The 13,020-nt window shown below is 57.1% G+C and carries 8 protein-coding genes; 1 reads left to right on the forward strand and 7 read right to left on the reverse strand.

Annotated features, from left to right (window positions below; translation table 11 throughout):
- Positions 1-27: 27 nt before the first annotated feature.
- Positions 28-2,613, reverse strand: coding sequence for a fibronectin type III domain-containing protein (locus tag IEW09_RS05415; protein ID WP_188553068.1), 2,586 nt, complete (start codon positions 2,611-2,613; stop codon positions 28-30).
- 306 nt (positions 2,614-2,919) lie between these two features.
- Between IEW09_RS05415 and IEW09_RS05420 the strand changes: the two genes are divergently transcribed.
- Positions 2,920-4,272, forward strand: a complete 1,353-nt coding sequence (locus IEW09_RS05420) for an alpha-L-fucosidase (RefSeq protein ID WP_229739103.1) — start codon at positions 2,920-2,922, stop codon at positions 4,270-4,272.
- Between the two features lie 32 nt (positions 4,273-4,304).
- On the opposite strand, the gene IEW09_RS05425 is transcribed toward IEW09_RS05420, so the two are convergent.
- From IEW09_RS05425 to IEW09_RS05450, 6 genes are all read right to left on the reverse strand, one after another.
- On the reverse strand, positions 4,305-5,153 hold the full coding sequence (locus IEW09_RS05425) for an IclR family transcriptional regulator (protein ID WP_188553069.1): 849 nt from the start codon (positions 5,151-5,153) through the stop codon (positions 4,305-4,307).
- A 105-nt stretch (positions 5,154-5,258) separates the two neighbouring features.
- A complete protein-coding gene (locus tag IEW09_RS05430; protein ID WP_229739104.1) occupies positions 5,259-5,780 on the reverse strand; it encodes a hypothetical protein in 522 nt (173 codons plus the stop codon).
- Positions 5,777-6,403, reverse strand: a complete 627-nt coding sequence (locus IEW09_RS05435) for a response regulator (protein ID WP_188553070.1) — start codon at positions 6,401-6,403, stop codon at positions 5,777-5,779. Before IEW09_RS05435 ends, IEW09_RS05430 begins: the two co-directional genes overlap by 4 nt.
- Complete coding sequence (locus tag IEW09_RS05440; protein ID WP_188553071.1) at positions 6,396-9,341, reverse strand: sensor histidine kinase; 2,946 nt, start codon at positions 9,339-9,341, stop codon at positions 6,396-6,398. The genes IEW09_RS05435 and IEW09_RS05440 overlap by 8 nt, the downstream gene beginning before the upstream one ends.
- A 150-nt stretch (positions 9,342-9,491) precedes the next feature.
- Positions 9,492-11,309, reverse strand: a complete 1,818-nt coding sequence (locus tag IEW09_RS05445; RefSeq protein WP_188553072.1) for a CRTAC1 family protein — start codon at positions 11,307-11,309, stop codon at positions 9,492-9,494.
- Between the two features lie 363 nt (positions 11,310-11,672).
- Positions 11,673-13,010, reverse strand: coding sequence for an ArnT family glycosyltransferase (locus IEW09_RS05450; protein WP_188553073.1), 1,338 nt, complete (start codon positions 13,008-13,010; stop codon positions 11,673-11,675).
- Positions 13,011-13,020 lie beyond the last annotated feature (10 nt).

Raw genomic sequence — 13,020 nt, forward strand, 5'->3', positions numbered from 1 at the left:
CTCCGCGCCGCTTTTACTGTCTGTAATTTATTTGGATACAGGGATCGCTTGCGTGGTTGCCGGCTTTCCTTCGCCCGCGGGGTTGATGGCCGAGACGCTAAAGCTGTAGTTCTCACCTGGCTTGAGGCCGTTGATCACGCTGAAGGTAACGTGTTTCGATTCCTGAAGTGCGATTACGTTTCTGCCCGTGAAGTAAACCTTGCGGCCCGATGGGTGAATGGTGACCACGTAGGCAATGATTGGCGGCTCCTGCGACTTAGGTAAGGTGGAATCCGGAGTCTGGAAGTGGATGCTTGCATTACCGTGGTCGATGAAGGCTTCGACTTTGGCTGGAGGGCCGGGCAGCTCAATCTTCTGATCTGTCGCTGTTACAGCATACGACGGAAGCGATGGAGTGCTCGTGCCTTGCGCGTTGGTCGCCCTGACCGTGAAGGTGTAGGACTGCCCGTTGGTAAGGCCATTGAACTTCATATAGGTCATCTTCATAAACTGTGCTGCGGAGATGGTTGTCTTGTTGCCATTGGACGCGGTGACCGTATAGGAGGTCACCGGCGAGCCGCCCTCGAAGACCGACGGACTCCAGGTAACATAAGCGGCTCTATCGACGCCGAAAGAGGCAACGCGACTTGGCGACTCGGGAGCAGATGGCACAGCAAACTGCCTTTGTTCAAGACCGCGAAACTTTGGTTGCAATCCGGCATTGTGCAGCAGAGCAGCAGGCGCCTCGGCGAGGGCGTAGATAATGCGGTTGCCTTGAACGCGTACCTGTTCCTTATCTGAATCGACATCGCCTTGCTGCCACCAGTTATTGCTGATGTCGAGCGGATTGAAGTTTTCACCTTGCTGCCCATCGTAGTAATCGCGGTGGCGCGAATTAATGTTGTCATGCTCCGTATGAAAGACGACGTTGTTGCGAATGGTCATCATCGCTGAACCATTGTCGGCGTAGATACCATGTCCGGAGCTGTACTGGTCGCGAATCACGTTGCCGGTAATCTTTTCGCCATCGGTAAGATCCTTGCCCGTGCGCCCCTGGGTGTAGATGCCGCCGCCGTCTGAGAGGACAAGCATGAAGTCGTGAATGGAGTTGTCTGCAATAAGGTTATTGGCCGAATTATTGGCCTGTCCCGGCAGTTTTATCTTGTCGGGCCAGCCGCCCCAACCAATGGAGATGGCAGCATAAGGCAGTTGCTCCATCTCGTTATGTGCGATGACCGTATCTCTCGCATAGCCGACAACGATGCCGATGCCTCCGCGATATTCCGCTCCTACGTTGCGAAAGAGATTGTTGTCGATCCGGTTATGACTGGTGAAGTCCGCGATGGGAGCAAGCGGAGCTTCGACGCCGCCTAATTGAAGCCCGTTGCCGGAGATATCCGTAAAGATCGAGCCCTCAACAACGTTATCCTGGGAGCCGCTGGCGAAGTCCAGTCCAGCCGCACCGAGATGCGCAAAGACATCGTTCAGGAATTGGATGTGGCGGTCGTAGGCAACGCTGATGTTGCCGGGCGCCTTCGTCCAGTTTGCATAAGGACACTCGCCGCCGGGAACAAGATGGCACAGCGCCTGTTTGGAGTATCCGTCTTTCCCTGTGACCTGATAGTTTGCCTGAATCTCCGAGAAGCCCGTTCCAGTATTGGGTCCCAGCCACGTGGCATAAGAGAACTGAATCCCTGAGAAGGTTACGTCGTGAATGGGCTGTGATGCCGTGCCCTTCAGCGCAACCAGAAATTGAAGAACCGGAACTTCAACATCGGCACGCGCAAGGTCTTCGCCCGGACGAGGAATGTAATAAATCAGCGACGATGAGCGGTCGAAGTACCACTGGCCCGGTGTCTGCAAAAGTTCGAAGGCATTTTCTACATACGAGGGTTGTTTGCCCACGCTCATTGGCCCGACAAGGTTCGCCGTGCGCACTCCACTAGGCAACATGACACGCTTGGTCGAGTTGTCCCAGCAGGGCTGCGCCATCGTAATCACTGTTCCCTTGATGGATGCGATGGGACAGCGAGGCTGCGTCCACGACCCGAGGCCCTCGGAGGGAAGGTTCCAGATAGAGTTTCCCCCGGTGTAAACAAATTCGATGTCAGAGATGTTCTTCCACTGGCTCATGGTTGCGTCGCTGGCGATGTATCCCGTCGGCGTCATCTCGAGCGTAACTGGCACAGGTCCTTTGGCACGTTGGGTGCGAACGCCGTTGACGTAGAGCTGGCGGCTATCGGTGAGAGCAGCAGGGGCAGGGGCTTGCCACAGATTACGCTTGGCATCGACCTTCTTCCACCCTGTGATCTGCACTGCCCCGCTGATGATGGGATGCGACCCCCCGATTGCGGCAAAGCTCACTCCAGAATCCTGTTCTGAGAGCTCAAGCGTCTTTGTCAGGCGATAAGTTCCGCCTGCCAACAATATCTTCGATTGCTTCGTCGTGCGTGCCAGATCGCGGGCGCGAACGAGCGTTTGTACTGGATGTTCTACCGTTCCCAAGCCCGCGTCGCTGCCTTTTGGAGAGACGTAGATCTGTGCCTGAATTGATGAGGCACAGAGCAGTGCCATGGTTGGGAGCGCGAGAGCAAGGCAACGAATGCGGGGAAGAGTATTGATTTTCAAATTCATTTTAGGTCCGTTCATCGTGCAGAAGTTGTGAGTAAGTCGCGCATGGAGAGCATGATTTGCGCGTTCCGTTTAAACCATATCCGTCATTGTCAATATTTTGTATGCAAAAATCATTTTTTATTTATTCAGAGACCGAACATGAAAATGTTAAGCCCATATCTATCCGTTATCTCAAGTTACTTCTTCATATAAAAGAATCATTTTATTCTTGACAATCGTTTCCGCGTCTCGATAAAACCCTTATTGCAGCAAGTGCGAACAATTTCAGGTTCGAGAGTTTATCTCGGAAGAAAACAGGGAGTGCGGATGGAATCTTGCAAGATAAGCCGACGGAATATGTTGCTGGGCACAGGGGCATCGCTTGCCGCAATGGCGGTAAGTGGGACGGCGCAGGCTGCTGCGAAACCCATGGCAGGAGAAGGGGATGCCGCTCCACAGGCGTCGACGCCAGACCAGATCCGACGCATGCAGTGGTGGCACGCGGCAAAGTTTGGCATGTTCATTCACTTTGGCTTGTACAGCGTTCACGAGCGGCACGAGTGGGCGATGGAGAACGAGGCTATTCCGATTGGCGAGTATCAGGCGCTGGCTCCCCGGTTCAACCCCAAGCCTGGTTTTGCCCGCGAATGGGCGAAGCTGGCCAAGGCTGCCGGTATGAAGTACATGGTAATGACGACCAAGCATCACGAGGGCTTCTGTAACTTCGACACCAAGCTCACGGACTACTGTGCGACGAAGCAGGGGCCGAAGCGCGATCTGGTGCGTGAGTATGTGGAGGCAGCCCGGGCCGAAGGCATGCATGTTGGCTTCTACTATTCGTTGATGGACTGGCACCATCCTGATGGTGCGCGGTGCGCCACCGACGAGGCAGCCCGTAAGCGCTTCGTCGCCTATACGCATGGCCTCATTCGTGAGCTGTTGACCAACTACGGCAAGATCGATGTGCTGTGGTACGACGTTGCTTGGCCTCTGGATGCGCAGGGATGGGAGTCGGAGCGCATGAACAAGATGGTCTTCGAGCTGCAGCCCGACATCATCGTGAACAACCGAAACAAATTGACAGGAGATTTCTCCACTCCCGAACAGAAGATCGTCGCCGAGACCAACGGTCGCGCGTGGGAGAGCTGCATGACGCTGAACGACAGTTGGGGATATCAGCGCGCCGACGACGACTGGAAGTCGTCGAAGACGATCGTTCGCAACCTCATTAAATGCGCAAGCGGCGGCGGAAACTATCTGCTCAATATCGGGCCGAAGCCGGATGGATCGGTGCCGGAGGAGTCAGTTCAGGTTTTGAATGAAGTGGGCAAATGGATGGATACGAATGGCGCGACGATCTATCAATCCGATATCTGCCAGCCGCACCGGTCGTCCTATGCCAGCTTTACCCGCACGGGAAATACGCTGTTTATGCACGTTCACTTTTGGCCCGGTAGAGATGTTGCGATCTCGGGGCTGAAGACCAAGGTGAAATCCGCGCACTTTCTCAAGGGCGGCCAAAGTGTGAAGTTCACGCAGGATCCCTACCGCGTACATCTTGTCGAGCTGCCGATGGAGGCACCGGATTCGCCAGTTACCACCCTCGTGCTTGAGTGCGAGTCAGAGCCGATCCAGGACACCGACTTCGTGCGCAGGGAGAAGCCCCGCGCCGGAGTTTAGCCAGAGTTGCAACCTCCAGGCCCTGCCAAGCCTTACTCGTGCAGGGCCTTATTTTTCGGCTTTGACACGCGCTTCTGCGCGGCCTTTTGTTCTTCCTCTTCAACCGGCGACCGCGCTCCGATTGCCTCCGAGATCTGCTGGCTGGCCCTTCTCAGCGAGACGATAATCTCCTGGATGCCGATGGTGTCCTCGATACGCTTGACGTAGGGGACAGTGAGCCCTGCCACTGCATTTCCCTGGGCATTCAGAATAGGGAAGCTGATATTGATGACCCCGGTTACCTCGTAGCTGGCGCGGCGCTCGTATCCACGCACGCGAATTTTGGCGAGGTGCTCTTCAAGGTCAGCCGGTTTTTTCTTCTTCGTCTCCATCGACCACTCGTCAATGGCTCGCTGGCAGGAATCTTCGTCCTGATGCGCAAGGATGACGTGGCCGGTTGCCGCATGCATCAGATCGACCTTGGAGCCGACCTTTACATAGAAGCCGGTAGACTCCGGCGAATCGACCTGGGCGAGGATAACGACGTGTCCTCCGTCGAGTACACCCAGATGGCAGGACTGGCGAAGTTCGTGGGCCACTTGATGCATGATAGGTAGCGCATCGGTGACCAGCCGCTTCGTCGGCGGATGCTCCTGTCCCAGCCGAAAGAGCCGCAGCGTGAGCTGATAGCGTTCCTTATTTGCAGATTGCGCTAGATATCCCCGCTGCTCCAGGCAGAGCAACATGCGAAAGATCTCAGAGACGGTGCGGTTCAGCCTGCGTGCAACCTCGCTGACCGTAAGCCCCGAGGGCGTGCTCGCGAAGAGTTCCAGAATGTCCAGGCCTTTTTCAAGGGCTGGAGTTGGGTAGTACCGCTTTAACGCAGATTTCACTTTTGCCATGAACGTACCCGGAAATAAAGGATTAAACCTCCACCCAAGGTAACAAATGTTCTACCGGGTGTGTCGAATATTCAGGCAGAGGTCTGCATTCCGGCTCCTGTGCTGCTAGGAGCCAGGGGTATACGAAAGAGCGAAGCGACCAATCTGAATCATCTGGTGGTCCGAGGGAGGCCAGATGCGAAACGATTCGACACGTGACCCCGTCGGCAGGCGATGAGCGATTGCCGTGCCTTTCTCTTCGCCGGTCGCGGCGTCATAAAACTTGACGTCGAGGCTGTCCTCACCACGCTGCCATCCCAGCACGTAGTTGCCCGCAGGCAGAGCGACGTCCCCAATGGTGATCGGTGCCTGAACCAGGAAATAGTGAGAGTACTTTCCGTCGGCCGAGTACCCGGCGGTGATGAGAACGACCCCGGCGATGATCTTTCCCTGCGAGTTGATGATGCCGGAGGCAGTGCGCATCTCGGTCTCAATACGCTCTTTTTCAACCTGCGCGCGCGCCGGCAGCACACTCTGAAGTTCTGCCGATGTTGCAGAACGCCAGGAAGACCTAGGTTGCGCGAACAGGGGAGTCATCATGGGCAGAAGCAGGACGAGGGCGAGGATCTTCATGAAGGGCCGTTTCATTTGAGATGTACTATACCGCGTTGCAAGGCAACGGTGGCTGCATGCGTACGATCGCTGACACCCAGCTTGCTCAATAAATTGTTGATATGCGATTTCACCGTCGCCTCGCTGATGTCGAGATCAGAGGCGATCTCCTTATTGGCGCGTCCGGCGACGATGCGTTCGAGCACTCCCAGCTCGCGTGCCGTAAGCGCGTGGCTGCTCATCCGTTCGGCCAGTTTCTCCGCAATCGCAGGCGAGATGCGCGTCTTGCCGCTATGCACGGCCTGAATGGTCGAGAGCAGCTCCTCGAGCGTCATGCCTTTCAGCAGATAAGCCTTAGCTCCGGCTTGCAGCGCGCGGAAGATGTCCTCATCTCCATCGAAGGTGGTCAAAACGACAAAGCGCGCATTCGGATCGCCCTCGCGAATCTTCTGAATGGCCTCGACGCCCGTCATTTTGGGGAGTTGGAGGTCCATCAGCGTGATATCGGGGCGCAGGCTGCGATAGAGCTCAATGGCCTCGAGCCCATCACTGGCTTCGCCCACGACTTTAATCTCGGGCATGATGTTCAGCAACGCTACGAGACCCTGTCGGACGACGTGATGATCATCGACTACAAGAATGCGAATCGGTTCAGCCATTGGTTGCAGTGCCTTTCTGTGCGGGGATAGGAGCTTCCAGCTTCACTGTCGTGCCTTGCCCCGGCGCGCTTTCTATCACTAGTTGAGCATGAATCTGCATTGCCCGCTCGCGCATTCCCTGCAGGCCGAAGTGACCCTTGGCGGTCAGCGAGTTGTCGGTCGCATCGAAGCCGCGGCCATTGTCGGCAATGGTCAATGTCAGCCGATTTGAATGATAGCGCAGATCGATGGCGACGCGGCTTGCATTTGCATGGCGGGCCACATTGCTCAGGGTCTCCTGCGCGATGCGAAGAATCTCGTCTTCGAGCGCCGCGGCGACCGGACGGTAGGTGCCCCCGATGTTGAGTTGGATAGGGAGGTTCTCGGTGCTTGATCGTTCGGCGAGCCGAGTAAGTCGCGTAGGCAGCGTGTGCTGAGCGGTCGCCGCGCGAAGGTCCCAGATGCTTCGACGCGCTTCAGCGAGGCCATCACGCACATACTCGCGGGTGCGGTCGATCTGCTGGCCGGCTGCGTCGATCTGTGAGTGGGCGAGTAGCTGTGCGGTCAGCTCAAGCTGCACCGAGACCCCTACGAAGCTCTGTGCCAGCGTGTCATGAATCTCGCGGGCTACGCGGTTGCGCTCGGCCAGCACTGCCTGAAACTGCTGATGCAGCCGCCGAAGACGAAGACGATAGAGCAGGACGACGATGGCAGCGATGCCTAGAACAACCAGCAGAAGGAACCATAGCCTGCGATAGAAGGGCGGCTTCACATAGAAGCGAAGTGATGCCCCGGTTTCGTTCCATACGCCGTCGTTATTTGCCGCCTGCACATGGAAGCGGTAGTGACGGGCAGGCAGGTTGGTGTAATACGCAATGCGGCGCGATCCGGCCTGCGTCCACTGCTTATCGAAGCCCTCGAGCATATAGCGATAACGCACCTTCGCGGGCGCGGCGTAGCTAAGGCCCGCATACTGAAAGGCAAAACTGTTGTGTCCGGGCGGAATGCTCTGCTCTGTCGCCGAGAGCGGAAGCTCCATGTCGTCGAGCATGAATCGTTCGATGACGACCGGCGGCGGGATATGGTTTTCCGAGAGATGATCGGGATCGGCGATAGCCACACCTTTACGCGTAGCAAACCAGAGCTGGCCCTCGATGGTCTTCCACGCCGCCGGATGTCCAGTTGCGGATGCCTCTTCCGTAGGCATGCCGTCAGAGCGGCCATAGGAGATAGGCCGAGGATTACACTCGGGCGATGCACCGCAGGCCACGAGGCTGGCTGCAGAGAGGCGCGTAATGCCGTGGATCGAGCTTAGCCAGAGATTGCCATGATCGTCTTTCAAAATAGAGTCGATCGTCTGCGGAAGGTCGCTTCGATGCAGCGAGGTGAAGACGCCGTTGGCGTAGCTGCTCAAGCCATCGCCCTTTGTGCCGATCCAGAGTGTGCCGTGCTGGCCTTCGCTGAGCGAGGTGATCACGTCTCCCGAAAGGCCGTCTTTTGTGGTGTAAGTCGATATACTGCCATCGTGCAGCCGCGACAGGCCGTTCAGCGTGCCGATCCATAGATTATGGGATAGATCGTGAGAAAGGTCATGCGAAGAATCAGAAGCGCGAGGCTGTAGCAAAGCACCGATCAGATTGCTCTTCAATCCATTGGCCTGGGTAAACACCGTGAAGCGTTGGTCCGCCCAGTGTGCGAGGCCGCGACGCGTCCCTATCCACAGCGAGCCGTCACCGCCGACCAGCAGCGAACGAATCAGGTCGTCGGGTAAGCCATCGGCGGAAGTGTAAGCCGTAACTTTGCCGGCTTCGATGTGGTTCAGTCCATCAGGCGTGCCAACCCAGATGCTGCCATCGGCTCCGGGAGCCAGTGCGAGGATGATCTCGCTGAGCAGGCCGTTGTGAACGGAGTAATGTTGAAGCTTTCCTCCCTGCCAGCGGTCCAGGCCATCGCCGTTGGTCCCTGCCCACATCGCTCCGTCCGATGTCTGCACGATGGCCGTGATCACCCGATCGGAGAGCTCCGGCACCGTTCGGAAGTTCTGCCGGCGCAAAATGTCGAGGCCGCTGGTCTCGGTCCCGACCCAGAGATTTCCCTCGCGATCTTCAAAGGTAGAGAGGATGCTGCTGGTCGACAGCGCCGACTGGCGTTGCGGACTGTTATTACCATCCCGCAGGTCCAGCACAAAGAGACCTTGATTCGTCCCAATCCAGAGGTCTCCGCGAGAGTCGGCCAGCACAGACTGAATGCGAGTCACCGGGAGATCGTGGCCAGCTTCAAGGGTCCGCAGATGCCCGCTCTGAATCAGGGTGATGTGACTCGTGGTGCGTATCCAGATACCGCCGGGCAGCGAGCCCATGGCTTCGATGCTTCCCGCTGCGATGCCTGGAAGCGGTACGGAGCGAAAGTCTCCGTGCCGATACTCGAAGACCCCCGCAGTCGATGCAATCCAGAGCCCTCCGTCAGCTGCCTTGGCGAGCGCAATCGGCGTGGCCGAAGAGGGAAGCGCAAGCGGAGAAAGGTTCTTTCCATCGAAGCGCAGCAGACCATTGCCGCTCAGCACGACGAGATCGCCGTCGTCTCCGATTGCGAGAGAGACGACAACATCGGTAAGAGGGTAATGACGAAAGGCGTTCTTGGCATATTGAACAAGGCCATCGGAGGTTCCGATCCAGAGCGCTCCATGAGCGTCTTCGACGATGCAGCAGGTATCGCTGCTGGTAAATGCGGGGACGTTCTCGTGGTTGAAGATCTTGAAGTCGATGCCGTCAAAACGGGCGATGCCGTCCTCGGTGGCGATCCAGATGTAACCGTCGCTCGACTGAAAGATCTGATGGACGCTGTTCTGCGGCAGCCCATTTTCGGTCGACCAGGATTGATGCCCCAGATTATTAATGTCCTGCGCGCTGGCGGAGAGAGCAACAACTCCGCAGAGCGTCCAGAAGAACAGCAGGCGCACGACCGAATGGAGAACTATAAAAACGTCATCTCGACCGAAGGCGGCGTTTCTGCCGCCGCAGCGGAGAGACCCCTGTATTTCGCCGTTGTTCCTGTGGTCGCCTGTTCTATCCAAATACATAACCTGCTAAGGCAGCTTCCAGCCTGCCCGCTACATCTTCGTTCCTTTGCCTTCAGTGAGAGTAACAATCTGATCGACTTTGGATACAGTGAATTTTTCTTTGGCGCCGTCGGGCCAGTTCACCTCTATGGCATCGATCTTTGTGGCATCGCCGAGACCGAAGTGCGCGCGCGGGTCGTGCGTTGAGGCGAAGCTGCCGCCGGAGAAGATGTCGTCACGCTGGCGCATCCCGTTTGCCGTCACATAAATCTTGGCCCCGATGGCATCGCGCGGGCTCTTGGGACCGCCGATCAGCTTGAACTCGATCCAGTGATGATGGTCGGCAGAGACGTTGCGCAACAACGCGGGGTGTCCATCGAGGACATTGATAACAACATCAAGTTTGCCGTCGTTGAACAGATCGCCTTCGGCCATGCCGCGGCTTACATACAACTGGGCCAGACCAGTGCCTTCGACCGCAGGCTCGACCTCGAACTTTTTGCCGTCGATGTTGTGAAAGAGCAAAGGACGCTGCTTCCATGTCGTGCCCCAGGTGGTCTGGTCGACCTGGGGATAGACGTGGCCATTGGCGATGAAGATGTCCTTCCAGCCATCGTTGTCGAAGTCGAGGAAGGCATCACCCCAGCCCAGAAAGGGGATGGTGGGTTCGGCGATGCCCATCTGGTAGCTGACATCGGTGAAGTTTCCATCGCCGTCGTTACGGTAGAGAGGGTTGTAGTCGTCGGAGAAGGTGGTGTTGTACAGGTCGAGCAGGCCGTTGTTGCGATAGTCGCCGATGGCGATGCCCATCGAGGCAGTCTCACGGCCGTTCTCGTTAAGGGCATAGCCTGAGGCATAGCTGTCGTCTTCAAAGGTGCCGTCACCTTTATTGATATAGAGATAGTTTGGCGTGGAGTCGTTGGCGACGACCAGATCGAGTTTGCCGTCGTTGTTCACATCAATGAAGGCGGAGGCAAGCCCGTAATATCCGTTCTTGTCGGAGACTCCGGCCTTTTCGCTTACGTCGGTAAAGGTGCCGTCACCGTTGTTATGGAAGAGGTGGTCGGGCTCACCTTTGAGGCCGCGAGGGCCGCACATGACCTTCACACCGCGAAACTGGCAGCCGTAAGAGGGCTGGTTCGCCATGTCGTAGTGGATGTAGCCGGGAACGAAGAGGTCGAGCCTGCCGTCGCCGTCGTAGTCGCCCCAGGTTGCGCCGGTCGACCAGTTGCCCAGGGTAACCCCTGCCTTTTCAGCTACATCGGTGAAGGTCCCATCGTGGTTGTTGTGGTAAAGCCGGTTCTTGCCGAAGTTGCTGACATAGATGTCGGGCCAGCCGTCGTTATCGTAGTCGGCGATAGCGACGCCAACGCCCCAGCGGTCGTTGGTGACTCCAGCCTTGGCGGCGACGTCGGTAAAGGTCCCGTCGTGGTTGTTGTGAAACAGGGCGGCATGAGGCGGAGTCGTCTTGCCCGAGAGCGCGTCGTAGGTCGAGCCGTTGACCAGGTAGATATCGAGCCAGCCGTCGTTGTCGTAGTCCAGCAGCCCGACGCCGGAGCCGTTGGTCTCAATGATGAAGTTCTTCTCCGGCGTTCCCATCATGTGGGTCCACGAGGTGAGACCGGCCTTTTTTGCGATGTCCTCAAAGAGGATAGGGCCGGTTTTGACGAAGCCGCCGGCCGTGATGGGGCGATGCTCGCTGTCAAGAACAGCTGCGTGTGCTTCGCCGGTGTTGACGCCCATGCCCGCAGGCTGGCTTTCCTGTGCCGGAGGTTGTGCGATCGACGCTCCTATGGCGAGGACGAAAAGGGTGCTGAGAGCAAGGATCGATGCTGCGAAGTCCCGGTGCGAGCGGCGGTGAAACGACATAGGGCTAATTCCTGACACAATTTGTTGAAGGGTGGCGAAGATACTTTTTGCGAACCGGCTGAAGGAGCGGACCGTTCCCGCATCAGGTTTATCACAGTGAAGGCGTTTCTTTCAGGGGGTATATCCCCGGTGTACTTTTGATGCAAAGTATTGATTTGATTGAACTTAATTTGTAAAGTCTTCATTCTTCAAGAGATAGGTCCAAAACATTGTTTCTAAATAACTTAGGCCCAGCATTTCGGCTGGGCCTGATCGGTTTTTCTCTGCTATTTCAGTGTAACGAATTCGGTGAAACTGATTTGCAGGATTTCCCTGCTTATGTCCCTGTCGCGGAAACAATTTGTTTTGTTTGCTTTATGGAATTTAATCGGACACCGTTGAGGGCAGAGGGGGCTTGACAGATTTTTTTGCCGATCTGGCTGACTTCAACGAGAGCACCCCGGCGCTTACCAGAGCGATGATCTCCGGCTCGATGGGCTGGCGATAGTCAGGCGAGGCGTGGGTGAAGAAGTAGGTCAGGGGGAAAAGCGCCATGAGGATGATATAGGGAAGCGCTGCGGTCCTGTCTTCGCGCCATAACCTTCGCGCTCCCACGAGCATGAAGCAGGTTAGGGCAATGGAGAAGAACATGTCCGGTATCTGCGTAGGTTGATCTGCAAGATAGGCGCGGCTGAAGCTCCAGTATGCCGTCCAGAAGCAGAGCGCGCGGCGAAGAGAGTTTTTGAGGAAGAGATCTGGATGCTGGCGGATGAAGTTGACGGCGAGTGTGTGCTTTTCAGCAAGGTAACGGGCCTCGCCGAGCGACTCGAAGCGATGCATCTCGGCGGGGTTGCTGGCCGGATGCGCCCAGCGGTCGTTCGACTCGAAGGTGCTGCCGTCGTTGCCAGCCCAGCACTCGAGCCAGAAGTTGTCGCGAACAGGGGTAATGAGATGAAGGGCGCGATAGTTTCGGACGGTCCAGGGAGTGAGGACGGCGATTACGCCGAGGGCGGCGACGAGACTGTGTGCCAGCCACTTTTCTTTGCGGCGTTGAAGGACGATGACCGTGAGGATCAGAAAGACCGGAAACATGGAGAGGACGGATGGGTTGGAGAGGCCAGCGATGCCGTAGAGGAGGCCGAATCCCAGCCAGCCGAGGATGCGCCGCCAGCGATGAAGGCGCTGGGCAAGACAGAAGCAGGTGGTGAACAGCAGGCCGGTCAGGGCATAGTCCCACACACGTGCCGCCGAGAAGTAGATGGCAAAGGGATAGAAGACCCAGGCCCAGGCGGCGAAGACGGCCGTGCGCTCGTCCAGCGCGTACCGGGTGCTGAAGTAGAGCGGAATGCAGGTGAGCGCCGAGAAGAGACTGTTAATGGAGAGGATAACGATGGCCGATGCGGCAGTGTAGACGCCGAAGACGCGAAAGATGGCGGCTACAAAATAAGGAAAGATAGGAGGAACAAGGGCGGTGGGTCCGGTCGCGGGCCAGAAAGGCGAGCTGAAGCCGTGCCCCTGGGCGATGGAACGGGCGACCCAGCCCATCTCCCAGCCGAACTCGTCGAAGTGGTCGGTCGGATCGACGGTTTGGCGAAAGACGAAGGCGACCAGAATAAGGCGAATGACGAGAGCGGTGAGGACGATGATGGAGAGCTGGGTGCTCGTCGATCTCTGACGGAATGATCGAACAAACGTGGTCTCTGAAAAAATGGCGTTCTCCATCACGGATTCG

The sequence above is a fragment of the Edaphobacter dinghuensis genome (assembly GCF_014640335.1).
Taxonomy (GTDB): domain Bacteria; phylum Acidobacteriota; class Terriglobia; order Terriglobales; family Acidobacteriaceae; genus Edaphobacter; species Edaphobacter dinghuensis.

Coding starts and splice junctions, on each gene's coding strand:
- IEW09_RS05415 (WP_188553068.1), bottom strand. CDS start 2,613: ATGAATTTGAAAATCAATACTCTTCCCCGCATTCGTTGCCTTGCTCTC.
- IEW09_RS05425 (WP_188553069.1), bottom strand. CDS start 5,153: ATGGCAAAAGTGAAATCTGCGTTAAAGCGGTACTACCCAACTCCAGCC.
- IEW09_RS05450 (WP_188553073.1), bottom strand. CDS start 13,010: ATGGAGAACGCCATTTTTTCAGAGACCACGTTTGTTCGATCATTCCGT.
- IEW09_RS05435 (WP_188553070.1), bottom strand. CDS start 6,403: ATGGCTGAACCGATTCGCATTCTTGTAGTCGATGATCATCACGTCGTC.
- IEW09_RS05445 (WP_188553072.1), bottom strand. CDS start 11,309: ATGTCGTTTCACCGCCGCTCGCACCGGGACTTCGCAGCATCGATCCTT.
- IEW09_RS05430 (WP_229739104.1), bottom strand. CDS start 5,780: ATGAAACGGCCCTTCATGAAGATCCTCGCCCTCGTCCTGCTTCTGCCC.
- IEW09_RS05420 (WP_229739103.1), top strand. CDS start 2,920: ATGGAATCTTGCAAGATAAGCCGACGGAATATGTTGCTGGGCACAGGG.